13 protein-coding genes are annotated in these 14,974 nt (G+C 51.7%); 9 read left to right on the top strand and 4 right to left on the bottom strand.

Translation table 11 applies throughout. The features are described 5' to 3' along the window. Window positions 1–19 precede the first annotated feature (19 nt). The gene (locus tag ACI32D_RS09725) at window positions 20–4,291 is read left to right on the top strand and encodes an MMPL family transporter (RefSeq protein ID WP_439776366.1); all 4,272 of its coding nucleotides are present in this window, start codon (window positions 20–22) and stop codon (window positions 4,289–4,291) included. Window positions 4,292–4,403: 112 nt separating this feature from the next. Further along, window positions 4,404–5,486: a zinc ribbon domain-containing protein gene (locus tag ACI32D_RS09720; RefSeq protein ID WP_439776365.1), complete on the top strand. Its 1,083-nt coding sequence runs from the start codon at window positions 4,404–4,406 to the stop codon at window positions 5,484–5,486. Window positions 5,487–5,699: 213 nt separating this feature from the next. Here ACI32D_RS09720 and ACI32D_RS09715 read toward each other — a convergent pair whose 3' ends face one another. After that, window positions 5,700–7,085 carry an NAD-dependent succinate-semialdehyde dehydrogenase gene (locus ACI32D_RS09715; RefSeq protein ID WP_439776364.1) on the bottom strand — a complete coding sequence of 462 codons (1,386 nt, stop codon included), beginning with the start codon at window positions 7,083–7,085 and terminating at the stop codon, window positions 5,700–5,702. Window positions 7,086–7,342: 257 nt separating this feature from the next. Between ACI32D_RS09715 and ACI32D_RS09710 the strand changes: the two genes are divergently transcribed. Then, the gene (locus ACI32D_RS09710) at window positions 7,343–8,014 is read left to right on the top strand and encodes a type 1 glutamine amidotransferase (protein ID WP_439776363.1); all 672 of its coding nucleotides are present in this window, start codon (window positions 7,343–7,345) and stop codon (window positions 8,012–8,014) included. An 8-nt stretch (window positions 8,015–8,022) separates the two neighbouring features. Further along, window positions 8,023–8,520, top strand: coding sequence for a nucleoside 2-deoxyribosyltransferase (locus ACI32D_RS09705; protein WP_439776362.1), 498 nt, complete (start codon window positions 8,023–8,025; stop codon window positions 8,518–8,520). 39 nt (window positions 8,521–8,559) lie between these two features. On the opposite strand, the gene ACI32D_RS09700 is transcribed toward ACI32D_RS09705, so the two are convergent. Both ACI32D_RS09700 and ACI32D_RS09695 read right to left on the bottom strand, forming a co-directional pair. Next, window positions 8,560–9,420 carry a helix-turn-helix domain-containing protein gene (locus tag ACI32D_RS09700; protein WP_439776361.1) on the bottom strand — a complete coding sequence of 287 codons (861 nt, stop codon included), beginning with the start codon at window positions 9,418–9,420 and terminating at the stop codon, window positions 8,560–8,562. 2 nt (window positions 9,421–9,422) lie between these two features. Next, complete coding sequence (locus ACI32D_RS09695; RefSeq protein ID WP_439776360.1) at window positions 9,423–10,226, bottom strand: alpha/beta hydrolase; 804 nt, start codon at window positions 10,224–10,226, stop codon at window positions 9,423–9,425. 219 nt (window positions 10,227–10,445) lie between these two features. Here ACI32D_RS09695 and ACI32D_RS09690 point away from each other — a divergent pair, with 219 nt between their 5' ends. The 5 genes from ACI32D_RS09690 to ACI32D_RS09670 all read left to right on the top strand — a co-directional run bounded on the left by ACI32D_RS09690 (window position 10,446) and on the right by ACI32D_RS09670 (window position 14,684). Continuing rightward, entirely contained in the window at window positions 10,446–11,039 is a 594-nt protein-coding gene (locus tag ACI32D_RS09690) for a TVP38/TMEM64 family protein (RefSeq protein ID WP_003616018.1), read from the top strand. Then, a complete protein-coding gene (locus ACI32D_RS09685; protein WP_439776359.1) occupies window positions 11,039–11,533 on the top strand; it encodes a GNAT family N-acetyltransferase in 495 nt (164 codons plus the stop codon). The genes ACI32D_RS09690 and ACI32D_RS09685 overlap by 1 nt, the downstream gene beginning before the upstream one ends. 243 nt (window positions 11,534–11,776) lie before the next feature. Further along, a complete protein-coding gene (gene serS / locus ACI32D_RS09680; protein ID WP_439776358.1) occupies window positions 11,777–13,084 on the top strand; it encodes a serine--tRNA ligase in 1,308 nt (435 codons plus the stop codon). A 156-nt stretch (window positions 13,085–13,240) separates the two neighbouring features. After that, window positions 13,241–13,804, top strand: coding sequence for an RNA polymerase sigma factor (locus ACI32D_RS09675; protein ID WP_439776357.1), 564 nt, complete (start codon window positions 13,241–13,243; stop codon window positions 13,802–13,804). Window positions 13,805–13,817: 13 nt separating this feature from the next. Further along, window positions 13,818–14,684, top strand: a complete 867-nt coding sequence (locus ACI32D_RS09670; RefSeq protein WP_439776356.1) for an RsiV family protein — start codon at window positions 13,818–13,820, stop codon at window positions 14,682–14,684. Window positions 14,685–14,756: 72 nt separating this feature from the next. Here ACI32D_RS09670 and ACI32D_RS09665 read toward each other — a convergent pair. Next, window positions 14,757–14,974, bottom strand: a 218-nt coding sequence (locus ACI32D_RS09665; protein WP_439776355.1) for a hypothetical protein, incomplete at its 5' end; no start/stop codon positions are given.

The following is a 14,974-nucleotide window of genomic DNA, read 5'->3' as shown; positions in this document are numbered from 1 at the left end:
AAAGAAAGGAAAAAGGACGTTGAAGAAGTTACTGAAGAACCACCTTGGCGCTTTGATCGCCTGGGTGCTCATTCTGGTGATTTCTTTGGTTGCCCTGCCAAACGTTGACTCACTGACAAGAGCTCACAGCGAGATCTCTTTGCCAAGCAGCGTGGAAAGCGAAGCAGCCAAACTAATCAAGAATGAATGGGGCAGTAAGAAAAAGAATACTTACGAAGTCGCGGTTGTTTTCAACAAGAAATCCGGTAAGCTGACCGAGACCGACCAAGGCAACATTGAAGCCTCGATCGACCGCTTGACCAGCAACAAGAAGAAATACGGCATCAAGGATTACTTGGCGCCGCAGGATAACATCGCGACCAAGAAGCTGCTCAAGTCTAAAGACGGAACGACTTGGGTAATGCAGATGAACATCTCCAAGAGCCATGGGACCATCTCCCAGGTTTACGACGAGATCAACAAGGCCGTCAAGACCAGTGGGGTAAGAACCTACGTTACTGGGGCAGACGTCCTCAACAATGACTTTACCAGCTCGATCCAAGAAGGGATCAAGAAGACGGAACTGATCACGGTGGTCTTCATCTTCATCGTGTTGATCATCGTCTTCCGGTCACCGGTTGTCCCGCTTGTGTCACTTTTGACGGTTGGGATTTCCTTCCTGGTTTCCTTCTCAATCGTGACCAACCTGGTCAACCAAATCAACTTCCCGTTCTCCAACTTCACCCAAGTCTTCATGGTGATCGTCTTGTTCGGGATCGGGACCGACTACAACATCCTGCTATACAACCACTTTAAGGAGGACCTGGGCAATGGCCTGGGGGTGGCTGAGGCCACGAAGGACTCGATCAAGAAGGCCGGCCGGACTATTCTTTACTCCGGCTCCTCAATCCTGATTGGTTTCTCCGCTTTGGGCTTAGCTAACTTCTCCGTTTACCGGTCCGCTTCCGGCGTTGCCGTCGGCGTTCTGGTTCTGCTGGTTGTTTTGCTGACTTTGAACCCATTCTTCATGGCCACTTTGGGCAAGAAGATGTTCTGGCCAAGCAAGGAATTTGCCGGGGAAAACCCAAGCAAGATGTGGCACGGGATTTCCAGTGCTACTTTGAAGCGGCCAGTTGTCTTCTTGGCAGCAGTAGCAGTTGTCGTTGCTCCGTTCTTCGTTACTTACTCCAACGTTTTGAACTACGACGACACGGCGGAAATTTCAGATTCAGTTCCTTCTAAGCAGGGGCTGAACCTGGTGCAAAAGCACTTCTCTAAGGGGATGGCTATGCCGTCATACCTTTACATCAAGAGTGACCACAAGCTCGACAATGAGAAGGACTTGAAGCTGATCGACGAATTGACGCGGAAATTGCGCAATTCTGAAGGCGTGGACAAGGTTATGTCCGCGACTGAGCCATACAACGAAAAGATTAAGCTGCTCTACGTTAAGAAGCAGCTGAAGTCAGTTACCGACGGGACCGCCAAATTGGAAAAGGGTGTCGGCAAATTGACTAAGGGCAGCGAGCAGGTCACCAGCGGGGCCAAGAAACTGGCTAACGGGGCCGACCAGCTCGACGAAGGCACCGGCACTTTGAGTGACGGGGCTAAGGACCTGTACACGGGGACGGTTAAGCTTTACAACGGTTCAATCGCCCTCTACGATGGGGCAGGTACCCTCTTTAACGGGACCAAGACCCTGTCAGTTGGGGCAGATGCCCTTTACTCCGGCACTAGAAAGTTGTCTAGCGGTGCCAACACCCTGTCTGCTGGTACTCAGAAGCTGAAGAGCGGGACCAGCTCCCTGGCCAGTGGGTCAAAGACTCTGGCTAACGGGACCGGTTCTCTGGCAACTGGTGCTCAAACCTTGAGAAACGGTGCCGGCACTTTGAAGAACGGTACCGCCAGCCTTTACACTGGTGTAGGTACTTTGAAGAACGGTACTGCCAGTCTTTACACTGGCGCTGGTACTTTGAAGAACGGTACTGCCCAGCTTTTGACTGGCAGCACTAGCTTGAAGAACGGCACCAGCTCTCTTGTGACTGGTGCAAACAGTCTTTACACTGGCACTCAAACCTTGACCAATGGCGCCAAGGACTTGACGGCCAATATGAACACTTTGGTTGCCGGTCTTGACCAGTTGAAGAGCCAGCTGTCAGAGAATGCCAGCTCCTTGAACGCTGACCAGCTTGACCAATTGTCATCTGGTTTGACCGACCTGAACAACGGCTTGCAAAGCTTGAACAGCAAGGTCAGCCAAATCAGCGTGCCAAACATCGACACTTCAAAGATCTCTAGCCTGGTCAGCGGCCTGCAAAGCCTGCAAGGGCAAGTTTCATCACTTGAATCTGGTTTAACCAACGCCAAGAGCGGTTTGACCACTGCCGGTAATGGTCTGGGAACTGCCAGCTCAGCTGCTGGCAGCCTGGCAAGCTCAATCAGCAAAGTTTCAGACCCAACTTTGAAGGCAGAACTGCAAAAGGAACTCCAGTCCCTGTCTTCTGGGCTTAGTTCTACTAAGAGCGGGTTGGGTACTGCAAGCAGCGGCTTGACTACTGCTGGTTCTGCTGCAACCAACATGAAGAGTGCTTCATCTAGCATTCAATCAGCCGCCGGCAGTTTGAGTAGCAGCAGTTCTACTGCTTCAACGGCCGACTTGAGCGCTGAAGTTCAGCAACTGCAAGCGGCTGTTTCTCAGCTTGCTTCTGGCTCAAGCACTTTGAGCACCCAAGCAGCCAGCGGGATTAGCAGCCTTAAGTCTGGTTTAAGCAAGATCAGCCAGATGCAGTCAGCAGTTGATGCCCTTGCAACTGGTGCCCACAAGCTTTACACTGGTTCAAACTCAATTTACAGCGGTTTGAGCAAGGGTATGGCAGGGGCCTTGGCTTTGTCACAAGGCGCTACTAAGTTAAACAGTGGTGCCGCATCCCTTTACAACGGGATCAGCCAAGTCAACACCGGTGCTTCAAGTCTGTACACCGGTGCCGGACAAGTTAACTCCGGCGCTTCCAGCCTTTACACTGGTGCCGGCAAGCTGAACACTGGTGCCGCAAGCCTTTACTCCGGCACTGGCACTTTGGTCAGCGGGGCTAACCAAGTCAACTCTGGTGCATCCTCTGTTGCAAATGGTGCAAGCCAAGTCAACTCCGGCGCTGGCCAGGTCAATTCCGGTGCCGGCCAACTGGCTAACGGTTTGGCCAGCGGCGTCAGCGGCGCGGCTCAACTGGCTAACGGCGCGAGCCGTTTGACCAGCGGTGCAAGCTCACTTAAATCCGGTGCTGGCCAACTGCAAAACGGTCTGGCTCAAGGCGTCAACGGCTCCAGCCAACTGGCTGAAGGTGCTGACAAGCTGCAGTCCGGTACCAGCCAACTCTCCAGCGGCGCAAGCAAGCTCGCTACCAAGACGCCAGCCATCACCAGCGGCTTGACTGCCGTCAACAATGGTCTGGTTTCCGCCGGCTCATACTTGAACGGCCTGCGCAAGTCCAAGGCTTCCGACACCTTCTACGTGCCAAGCTACGTCTTAAAGCACAACGCCGACCTGCAGAAGTCCCTCAAGGTCTTCCTCAGCCCGGACAAGAAGAGTGCCATGATCATCATCATCCTGGACAGCAACCCAAGTTCTGAAAGTGCCGCAGAGCACTCACAAGCTTTGAGCGCTATGGCCCGCAAGTCCCTGAAGGGGACCGACCTGGGCAAGGCTGATGTCGAAATGGGCGGGCAAAGCTCAACCATTGAAGACACCAAGAACACGGCCAGCGGTGACTTTACCAGAACTATGGCTATCATGCTGATCGGTATCGGCATTGCCTTGATCTTCGTCACCCGGAGTCTGCTTCAGCCGATCTACATCCTGGGGACTCTGCTTTTGGCCTACATCAGTTCTCTGTCAATCACCCGTTGGATTGTCACCGGAGTGATGGGCCGGAGCGCCATGGCTTGGAACGTTCCGTTCTTCACCTTCATCATGGTGATTGCCCTCGGAGTCGACTACAGCATCTTTGTCATGATGCGTTACCGCGACAGCGATCCACACGCCTTGCCTAGTGCAAGAATCTTGGAGGCATGTACGGTTATCGGGACGGTTGTCATCTCAGCCGCTATCATACTGGGTGGTACCTTTGCAGCCTTGATTCCATCAGGCGTACCAACCTTGATCGAAGTGGCCATCGGGGTCGACATCGGTCTGGCTATCTTGGTCTTCTTGATGCCGATCAACCTGTCAGCTGCAACCAAGCTGACCTACGAAGGCTTCCCATGGCCTAAGTGGGCAGGCCGCAAGAAGGGCCTCAGCTTTGGCAAGAAGTCTTAAATGAAAGCTAAATAATGCATTAAGAACCCGTCATCTTTGGCGGGTTCTTTTTTGCCTGTGCTAGGAAAATGCTATAATGTGGAAAAAGAAACACTAGCAAAGGACGATTACTATGAAAAAATGTCCCAACTGTGGACAGACCCTGACTGGCCAGGAAAAGACCTGTCCGAACTGTGGATTCAATGTGGAGAAATACCGCCGCGACTACTTTACTGAAGAAGCCGCGGCCGAAAATGTGGAAAGAACTGAAATAAACAGGGAAGAAGCTGACCGGACTTTGGAAAAAGATCCATCCGGCAAGCTCAGCCGGTCCGCCTACCGGCAAAAGCAGGAGCAGAATGCCTTTACCGGCAACCCAACCGTGGAAAAAATGATCCAGTGGCTGAGAGACAACACCACAATCGCCTTCCTGGTCGGCGTGGGCCTCTTGATCATCATGAGTTTCTCCCGGACCCTGGGCTGGACGGCTTTTGCTGTCTCCATGGCTCTGCTTATCTGGACTGGCCACCGGGACTCCCAGGGCGAATACACGGCTGACCGGAACTTGACTGAGTATATCCGAAATTGGGGCTCCAAGGTCTTCAATGCCTTTGACGACAAGGAAAACGAAATTGAGGAGAAGAATGAAGAGTTTACCGAGTCCCACCCGAAATTTGAAGCCAAAGTGGAAAAGGTGAAGAAGAAGACCAAGAAGCCGCGGAATTTTGGTGTCATCCAGCTCTCCATTCTCTTGACCAGCTTGATCACCTTGGTCCTCCTTTTCCTGGGGACAGGCTTCGTAACCTCCAGCAGCAAGCTGACCGTGGCCAGCGTCTTCTTTGAAGTCGCCAACAGGCAGATCACGGCGGGCAAGATCGTTCCCGCCTTGATTCTTTACCTCTTCCTGGCGGTTTTCCTGCTCTTGCCGGTCTTCATCATGCTGGCCGTCAGCCAGAATACCAGGGTCTCCCGGGTCCGGGCTTTTGCCTTGTCCTTGGTCGAAAGCCTGGTCTTGATCTACCTCTTTTACCAATTGGCCCAGACGACTAGCGCGACCAGCTACTTAAGCCAGGCTGTTTCCAGCTTGAAGAGCTATGCCGTGGCTATCGGCATTTCCGGCTACCTCTTGATCCTGGTCTCTTGCTTGACCACGGTTTTGGCCGGCATCAACATGTTCCAGCCAATGGTTAAGGCAGATCAAAATAACGAAGAATAGTTTTTGTTAGCAGAAAAAAGGCTGCTGGTCTGAGTGACCAGCGGCCTTTTCTTGCTATTTTTCTACTTGGAGATTCGTGAAAAAACAAAAACTAAAGAGTAGAAAATTTGAATTAGTACAAAAGAAACACTAAAAAGAAAGTAGGTAATGTAATAAAGATTAAAAGAAAAAAGTAAAAGTAAGTGTAATTGAAAGAGATTGAGTTAGATCTGTTTACTGCTTGTTTTGGTCAGTAAAGTCGATCACCAGGTGCTCGTTGACGAAGGCGTCCAGGCCCAAAGGACTGAGCTCGCGGCCGTAACCTGACTTCTTGACCCCGCCGAATGGCAGGCTGCCGTCAGTGATCCAGCGGCCGTTGATGACTGTCATCCCGGTTTCAATCTGGCTGGCTACTTCTTCAGCATGCTTGATATCACTGGAGATGACGGAAGAACCCAGCCCATAGCTGGAGTCGTTGGCTAAGGCAATGGCTTCAGCCTCGTCTTTAACCTTGTAAACCACGCAGACTGGCCCGAACATTTCCTGGTCAAACATTGGGTTGTCCTTAGTCATGTCCGTCAAAATAATTGGCCGGCTGAAGGCACCTGGGGCGTCAATTTCCGGGTACTCGTAGTAAACCTTGGCTCCGCCGGCAATTGCCGCTTCAACCTGCTTGGCCAGCTTCTCTTTTGCGGCTTGGGAGTTCATCGGCGGCAGGGTAGTGGAGTCTTCCAGCGGATCGCCCCACTTAAGGCCAGAGTAGATTTCCTTCATGTCTGCCAAAACTTCTTCATAGCGGTCGGCCAAAACGATCATCCGCTTGGATGAGGTGCAGACCTGGCCATTATTGTAGCTGCGGGCGTCGCTCAAGGCTGCCTTCAAAACTGCTGGGTCAGCGTCGCTTAAGACGATGAAGGCATCGTTGCCGCCCAGTTCCATAGTGGACTTCTTCAAGTTCTTGCCGGCGTTTTCGGCTACGGACACCCCGCCTCTTTCAGACCCGGTCAAGGCTACCCCTTGCACCCGCGGATCAGCAATGACCTGGTCCAGTTGGCTGTAGCTGAGGTAAAGGTTGATCAAGCTGCCTTCCGGCGCCCCGCCAGCTTTCACGATCTTGGCGGCCAGGGCAGCAGAAGTTGGCACATTGTGGGCGTGCTTAAGCAGCATCGGGTTGCCGACCACGAAGTTCGGGGCAAAGACCCGGATGACTTGGTAAAGAGGGAAGTTCCATGGTTCACAGGCCATGATCACCCCGGTAGCCTGCTTTAAGTAGTAGGCGCGGCCGTATGGGTTGGGCAGGTCGACCGGCTTTAAAAGTTCCGGGCCGTGGTCGGCGTAGTAGTTGAGGATGCCGATGCAGATCTCAACTTCTTCCTTGGCCTCGCTGAGCTTCTTGCCCATTTCCAGGGTCATGGTCTTGGCCATTTCTTCTTCCTTTTCCTGGAACTTGGCCGCGATGTCCTTCAAAATGGCTGCCCGGCTGCTCGGTTCTTCATGCCGCCACTTCTTGTAGAGGGCGTGGGCTAAGGCCAGAGATTCTTCAATCTGCTGGTCAGTCGGGTTCTCGTAGCTCGCGAAGACTTCATTGGTATATGGGTTCACTGATTCGTATTTTGCCATAGCTGTTTTCTTCATCCTTTCGAATTAAAAGTTGATCAGACCGGCCTTTAGCGCCAATCTAGTGTAAGATTCACAAATATCCCTCTCTCTAGTATAAACCGCTTTCTGATATTTGGTATAGCTAAAGGCTGAAATAATTTTATTATCTGAAGGAATATTTTAACGGCAATTTTTTCAATTTTTTGGTAAAAATCTCTCCTTTAATGAAAAAATCCTGCCAGCATGGTAAAATATTTAAAAATTGAAAGGACGAGATTATGCGGATCAACGTTTTGCAGCACACCCCGAATGAGGGGCCGGGGGCCATCAAGGCCTGGGCCGAAGACCGGGGCAACAAAGTCTATGTATATCATCCGGAAACTTTCGGCATTTTTCCGAAAGCTGATGAAACCGACATGCTGGTCGTTTTGGGCGGGCCGATGAGCCCGGGCGACGACTTGCCTTGGCTTAAAGAAGAACGGCAATTGATCAAGGACTGCCTCAAGCAGCACCTGCCAATTCTCGGCATTTGCCTGGGTGCCCAGCAAATTGCCATCTGCTTAGGCAGCAGCGTGCACCCGGCTGCCCACAAGGAAGTCGGCTGGGCTCCGGTCTACAAGCAAAGTGATGCGATCGGTGACTTGCCAGACAAGCTCCTGGCCCTGCACTGGCACCAGGACATGTTTGAAATGCCAGCTGGCAGCCACTTGCTCTATTCCAGCGACCTCTTGGCCAACCAGGGCTTTTTGGTCAATGGCAACGTGATCGGCCTGCAGTTTCACTTAGAGCCCTTGGCTGACAACGTCCGCGAAATCGTCATCAATGACGGCGCCTACGCCGAAAGCGGCAATGACTTACACCAGACTCCAGCCGAGATTCTGGCCCAGCCTTTGCCAAGCGCCAATAAGCGCGCCATTTACACCATGTTAGATTATTTAAGCGTCCACTAGGAGGATTCATGACGGCAACTGCACGTATTTATTTAGGTTCATCTTTTCACCGCGACCACCATCAAGCCCGGGCCAAGCAGGTCCGCGAATACTTGGCGGCCAACCCGACGGTCGAGCACGTTCATTTTCCCTTTGACCAGCAGGTAACCGACCCGGCGGAAGACCCGAATGTCGGCTTTGGGGATGAACGGAGTCTCTTTTGGAAGCAGCAGACCTTCCAAAACGACATCAACGGCCTGTCCATGGCAAATTGCGGCCTCTTCCTTTACGACATGGATGAACTGGATGATGGCTGCGCCTTTGAAATCGGCTTTTTGCGGGCGCAGAACAAGCCGGTCATCATCGTACCTTTCACTAACCACCCGGAAAAGAAGCCGATCATGAACCTGATGCTGTCTGAAGGGGCAACGGCTTTTATCAAGGGCGACCAGGAACTGGAACTCTTGAAGACTTACGACTTTAACAACTGCCCATGCCGGCCGCTGACTGGCTATGGCACCATTTAAGGCAAAAATAAACGGTCAATCTCGCGATTGACCGTTTTCTTATGCTTTCTCTTCGAGTTCTTTGAGGAGCTTGCCGCCTTCTTTGAGGATAACCTCGTTTTTGTTCAAGCGGGCGAATGCCAGGGCGTCGTGCAGGTGCTCCAGGGCCGTATTCATGGACCGCTTTTGGGCCAGGTCGTCTAAGGCCAGCTGGTAAAGGACCCGGGCCAAAAAGTAGACCACATGATGTTCGGAAGCCAGCTCGTAGGCATAGTTGAGCAGGTCGTCAGCATGTTTGTACTGTCCGCTTTGCCCGTAGAATTCGCCGGCCGCCGTCAAAATGGACATGACCTGGAGTTCTCTCAAGCTGTCTTTGATTTCGACTTTCTTGATCTGGTCCAGGATCTGGTCAAAGTAATGAGAGGCCTTGCCCATGTCCTGGCTGGCATAAACCTGGCTGCAGCCTTTAAGGGCCAGGAGGCGGTAGATGTTGCCGGCCTTAAGGTTGTCGGTTGTCAGGATATTGTTGAAGTAGAAAAGGGCCGAGACTTCGTTGTGGTCCCCGTCCAGAGCCAGCTGCCCGCAAAGGTAGTTGTAGTGGAGAAGGTCTTGCTTGTCGCGGATCTTTTTCTCATTGACCTGCTTGAGGATCTTGCGGACCTGGTCATAGTCATAAGTGATGAAGCAGAAGTCCGCGGAAAAAAGCTTCTGGGCAATTTCGCTTTCCGTGCTGGTCAGCATGATGTCAGATAAGGAGATGTTCATCCGCTCGCAGAGCTGCTTGAGGATCTTGAAAGAAGGAATCTGCCCGTTGTTTTCGAACTTGCTCAAGGTTGACTGGGTGCAGATCCCATTGCAGAGCTCATTTTGCGACAGCTTGAGCGACTTGCGGATTTTGATGAATTTTTCAATGTTTATCATGGTTAATCGCTTCCTGTTTTCAGACTGAGGGCATAGTTGAGATAAGTTATGCTTTCCCTGAGATAATCCCGGCCGTAGTCCATGGCGTGGCCATGACCGGGGATAATTTCCAGGTCAACCTGGTGGCCGCGGCCAGCCAGGCGGCCGGCAAATTCAGTAACGCCGGCCAGGTCGGTCAGTTCAGCCGCTGAGTTCATCATGAGCAGGCGGCTCAACTTGGTATAGTCGTAGCTTTGGGCATCCAGGTCGGCCAAAAGGTCAGAGTCCTCGCTGCCGGCGTAGGTCAAGACAAAGTACTTGTAAAAGGCTTCATTGATGGCCTGCTGGGTGGTCAAGCCCAGTTCTTCCTTGCCATTGACTGAAGGCTTGACCTCTTGGTGGTCGGCCAGCCAGCTGCTGAAGTCGACAGGGGCTGACCAGGTGACCGTCGGGAAGCCGTACATGCCGGCGACTTTCAAGGCCAGGGTGCCGCCGGAGCTGGCGCCGATCTGGACGATGTTGTTTTCATCGCCCTCATCGGTGTAGTTTGAAGCCAAAAGCCAGGCCGCGAAGTTAAGGGCATCCTCGTGGGCAGCTGGGAAATGGTCAGCTGGAGCCAGCCGGTAGTCGGGCACGAAGGTCATGAAGCCAGCGTTGGCCAGGTCGATTGCCACGTCTCTGACGCCATTTTTGCTTCCCCTAAACCAGCCGCCGCCGTGCCAGAGAATGAGGATTTTTGTCTGTGAGTCGGTATCGTTGGGATAATAGATGTCGGTCTTTAGGCCGTGCTTGAGGTCATAAGCGATATTGTTAACAGTCACAACCATAATCTCATTTTTCCTTTCTGAACTGATTTGAATTCTGATTTTTTATCCTAACTTAATTATATACTCAAAGCAATAACTTCTGCTTGCTTTTTGTCTTTTTTCGCAAGGGAAAAGAAGGCAGCATACATAAGTTTATTTAAAGCCCGAAGCAAACTAGTGTGGAGGGGGGAGGCTTTTTGCTAAAATTATCCTGGAATTTGTTTTTAGGGGGAAAAGACCATGAGTTACGAACAAAGCCGCAAGCTGATCAACCGGCTGACCATTATTTCAACCATCGTGATCATTGGCCTCTGCATCTATTGGTACCAGCTGGGGATTTTTACCAGCCAGGCCAAGATGAGCGCCTATTTGGCTGACAAAAAGATCCTGGGTCCCTTTATCTTTGTTTTGATTCAGATCATCCAGGTCGTGATCCCGATTATCCCCGGCGGGGTCTCCCTTTTGGCTGGGGTTGTCTTCTTCGGCGCTGGACCTGGTTTTATCTACAACTATATCGGGATCGTCATCGGCTCCTTGATCAACTTCTTCCTGGCCCGCTACTATGGCAAGTCCTTCATCCTGCACATCGTGTCGGAAGAGAGCCTGGAGAAGTATACCAAGTGGACCAAGAACCAAAAGAAGTTCAACTGGTTCTTCGCCATCTGCATCCTGGCCCCGGTTGCCCCGGATGACCTGCTCTGCCTTTTGGCGGGTCTGACGGAAATGAAGCCTTGGACCTACTTCTGGATCATCGTCCTCTGCAAGCCTTGGACCATCGCGGCTTACAGCCTGGGCCTGGTCTACGGGGCCCGCTGGATCATGAGGCTGATGTGATGGAGAGCGAGCGGATATATTTGCGGCCGGTCGGGCCGGAAGATGCTGACCTGCTTTTGTCTTGGGGGCAGGATCCCTACTACCAGAAAACGGCAGGCTTTGCCCACTACCGGAACATGCTTGAAGCTGAAGAAGGGGCCTTAGCTTACCAGAGACGACCGGCCAGCTACATGATTTGCTTAAAAAATGGCCAGGCAATTGGCCTGCTGGAACTATATCCCCGGGATGGCCAGTCCCGGGAGCTGGGCTTTCTTTTGGACAAAAAATTCCAGGGGCAGGGCTACATGACTGAAAGCATCAATTGTCTTTTGGCGGAAGCTTTTAAAGATCCGGAGATCAAGGAAATCTGGGCCGGCTGCCGGTCGGATAATTTGCGGCCTCAGCATTTATTGCAAAAACTGGGCTTTCGGCAGATGTATGAAGTCGATTACCGGAAAATTCCCCCTTTTTTGGATTTTTCGGCCAAGTATTATTTGCTAAAACGGACCGAATAGCATAGAATAGAGACAAACACGAAATCCTTAGACTGCCGACAGAGAGTCCGCGTATGCTGAGAGCGGACGGCGGTCGCTTCCAGATTTCATTAGTGTGGGCAATTAATCATTGCACGGCCGGGCACCGTTAGCGCCCAACTGAGTGCGGCTCTTTGAGCCGAAACTGGGTGGTACCGCGAACCGTGCGCCGATTCGTCCCAAGACTGGGACGGACCGGCTTTTTTATTTTTTCGGAGGTTATATATGCTGGATATTAAGGTCATTCGCGAGAATCTTGACTGGGCCAAGGAAAAGTTGGCAACTCGGGGCATCAAGCCTGAGCAATTGGATGAACTGGTAGCTATCGACGCCAAGCGCCGGCAAGCTATGGTAGAAGCTGAAAACTTGAAGGCAGAAAGAAACGAAGTTTCAAAGAAGATTGCTGCCGCCAAGCGGGAAAAGGCAGATGCCAGCGAAGCTATCGCCAACATGCGTGAAGTCGGTGCCAAGATCAAGGAATTGGACCAAGAAGTTGATGAACTGCAGGAAAAGCAAGAATACATCCTGCTTCGTTTGCCAAACTTCCCAGCTGACTCAGACCCAATTGGCCCTGACGAAAGCTACAACGAAGAAGTCCGCCGCTGGAGCGAACCAACCAAGTTTGACTATGAACCAAAGGCTCACTGGGACCTGGGCACTGACTTGAACATCCTGGACTGGGACGCGGCAAGCAAGGTTTCCGCAGCCCGCTTCGTTTACTACAAGGGTGCCGGCGCTCTCTTGGAACGGGCCGTTTACAACTTCTTCCTGGATGAAAACACCAGCGAAGGCTACACTGAAGTCATCACCCCATCCTTGGTCAACAACGACTCAATGCAAGGTACTGGCCAATTCCCGAAGTTTACTGAAGACGTCTACACCATCGTTGAAAATGACGACCCAGAAGTACCGCGGAACCTGACTTTGATTCCAACTGCTGAAGTTCCTTTGGTCAACTACTTCAGAGGCGACATCATCGATGGCAAGAACTTGCCAATCAACGTGACTGCTTTGTCACCAGCCTTCAGAAGTGAAGCTGGTTCAGCTGGCCGCGACACCCGGGGCTTGATCCGGATGCACGAATTCCGCAAGGTGGAAATGGTTAAGGTCGTTAAGCCGGAAGAATCCTGGAAGGAACTGGAAAACCTGACCCACAACGCTGAACACCTGCTGCAAAAGCTGGGTCTGCCGTACCGGGTCGTAGCCTTGTCAACCGGGGATGCATCCTTCACCAGTGCCAAGACTTACGACTTGGAAGTCTGGATGCCAGCCCAAGACACTTACCGGGAAATCTCATCCTGCTCCAACTGTACTGACTTCCAGGCCCGCCGGGCACAAATCCGTTACCGGGACGAAGACGGCAAGGTTAAATTGACCCACACTTTGAACGGGTCAGGCCTGGCTGTTGGCCGGACGGTTGCCGCTATTTTGGAAAACTACCAAAACGAAGACGGTACGGTTACCGTACCAGAAGCTTTGCGCCCATACATGCACGGCATGACCAAGATCACGCCAGAAGTTAAGTGGCACTAGTCATAAAGGAACTCCGCGGAGGGGTTCCTTTTTGCGTGGAAATTTTTTCTAAAAAACTTTTTGCAAAAGTGTAACCTTTCAGCTCCCTTAGGTGTCTATTAGGGTAGAGGAGATGAGGGCCTCGAAAAACAAAAAGTAAAAGGACGGAAAAAGACAGTGAGAGAAACTGAAATCATCGAGCAGTTCTTCGCCAGAGACGAAGCTGCGCTCACTTCAGTCCAGAGTGAATATGGGGCATATTGCTCAACGATTGCCCGCAACATCTTGCGGGATAAGGAGGACGTTGAGGAGTGCCTGAACGATACATGGCTGAAAGCCTGGAACACGATTCCGCCAAAGCGGCCGCAGAGCCTCTTGGCCTACCTGGGGCGCGTCACGCGCAACGGAGCCTTGAACATGGTCCGCGACCAAAACCGGCAGAAACGGGCTGGGGATCAATATACCGCCTCGCTGGATGAAATTGGAGAGTCATCCGGCGCGGTCCAGGAGCAGCCAGAGCTGGAAGGGATTGAGAGCAGCGCTTTGACGGAGATCATCAATGATTTTCTGGCAGGCCTGCCAAAAGAAAAAAGAATTATTTTTGTTCAGCGGTATTTTTACATGGACGCCATCAGCGACATTGCCGCGGCTAACGGGATGACAACATCAGCCGTTAAGGTGGCTTTGATGCGGATGCGGCGCAAGCTGGGCAAAAAACTGCAAGAAGAAAAGTTTATTTAAAGGGGATACTATTATGAAAAACACTGACTTAATGGATGCAATGGGCGGAATCAAGACTGAGTATATCGTGGAGGCAGCAGCCGGCCGGGGGCAAAAGAAGGTCGTTCCTTTGTCCGCCAAGCGCAAGCCGTGGGTCCGCCTGGTGGCAGGGATCGCGGCAGCGGCTGCTTTCAGCGTGATTTTGCCAAACACGAGTCCGCAGGTGGCTAATGCTATGCAGAACTTGCCAGTTGTGGGTAACTACTTCAAGCTGGTGACCTTCCGCGATTACCACTACGAAAGCCGCAAGCATTCAGCCGATATTTCCGTTGACAAAGTTGCTGTCAGCGGGGTGACCGGGCCGGCAGCCAAGGAGGCCAAGAAGAGCAGCCAGGCAGTCAACCGGGAAATTGCCAAGGAAACTGACAGTTTGACCAAGGAATTCAAGGCTTCTCTGAAGAAGGGCGGCTATGGCTCTTTGACAGTCAAGACTAAGCAAGTAACTAACAACCGCTACTGGTACGTGATCAAGCTGACGGCCGTGCAAACCCAAGCCGACAGCGGCGAAAGCAGCCGCTACTACGTCTTCAGTAAGGCCAGCGGCAAGCAGGTCAAGCTGGGCGACTTGTTCAAGAGCGGTAGCAACTACCAAAAGGCCATCAGCCAGAACATCATCAAGCAGATGAAGCAGGAGATGAAGGCTGACAAGAACAAGAGCTACTTCCTTAAGCAAAATGGCGACCCGGACGGCTTCAGCCAAATCAAGAAGAACCAGCAGTTCTACATCAACAAGAAGAACCAGGTGGTTATCGTCTTTAACCAAGGTGAAGTGGGGCCAATGTCCATGGGCAGCCAGAGCTTCGTTTTGCCAAACAAGCTGGTAGCCAAGCTGCAGAGATAAGTTGAGCAAGATAAGAAAAGAGAAAAGAAAAAAGAATACAAAAGAGAATAATGGAGTGAAGAAAATGGTGACTTAGGTCGCCATTTTTCTTTTGCCCAGTTTTTTAGAAAAAATCGCAGAAATTTTTCCGGCTTTTCCAGAGAAAAACAAGCAAATTAAGAACAATCTTCTGTTAAAAAAAGAAAAAATACAGCTAATCCGATTTATTGCAACTGGAAGAGAAAGGTGCGTAACAACAACACCGCCGGGTGCACCAATCATAAAACGAATGAAAAAGCAAATTTGACGAA

The sequence above is a fragment of the Lactobacillus sp. genome (assembly GCF_051873315.1).
GTDB lineage: Bacteria > Bacillota > Bacilli > Lactobacillales > Lactobacillaceae > Lactobacillus.
This window is presented reverse-complemented; position numbering and strand designations above follow the sequence as displayed.

Bases quoted from the DNA above. Each gene is read 5' to 3' on its own strand.
- ACI32D_RS09710 (WP_439776363.1), top strand. From the start codon at position 7,343: ATGCGGATCAACGTTTTGCAGCACACCCCGAATGAGGGGCCGGGGGCC.
- ACI32D_RS09720 (WP_439776365.1), top strand. From the start codon at position 4,404: ATGAAAAAATGTCCCAACTGTGGACAGACCCTGACTGGCCAGGAAAAG.
- ACI32D_RS09705 (WP_439776362.1), top strand. From the start codon at position 8,023: ATGACGGCAACTGCACGTATTTATTTAGGTTCATCTTTTCACCGCGAC.
- ACI32D_RS09695 (WP_439776360.1), bottom strand. From the start codon at position 10,226: ATGGTTGTGACTGTTAACAATATCGCTTATGACCTCAAGCACGGCCTA.
- ACI32D_RS09715 (WP_439776364.1), bottom strand. From the start codon at position 7,085: ATGGCAAAATACGAATCAGTGAACCCATATACCAATGAAGTCTTCGCG.
- ACI32D_RS09685 (WP_439776359.1), top strand. From the start codon at position 11,039: ATGGAGAGCGAGCGGATATATTTGCGGCCGGTCGGGCCGGAAGATGCT.
- ACI32D_RS09670 (WP_439776356.1), top strand. From the start codon at position 13,818: ATGAAAAACACTGACTTAATGGATGCAATGGGCGGAATCAAGACTGAG.
- serS (WP_439776358.1), top strand. From the start codon at position 11,777: ATGCTGGATATTAAGGTCATTCGCGAGAATCTTGACTGGGCCAAGGAA.
- ACI32D_RS09690 (WP_003616018.1), top strand. From the start codon at position 10,446: ATGAGTTACGAACAAAGCCGCAAGCTGATCAACCGGCTGACCATTATT.
- ACI32D_RS09700 (WP_439776361.1), bottom strand. From the start codon at position 9,420: ATGATAAACATTGAAAAATTCATCAAAATCCGCAAGTCGCTCAAGCTG.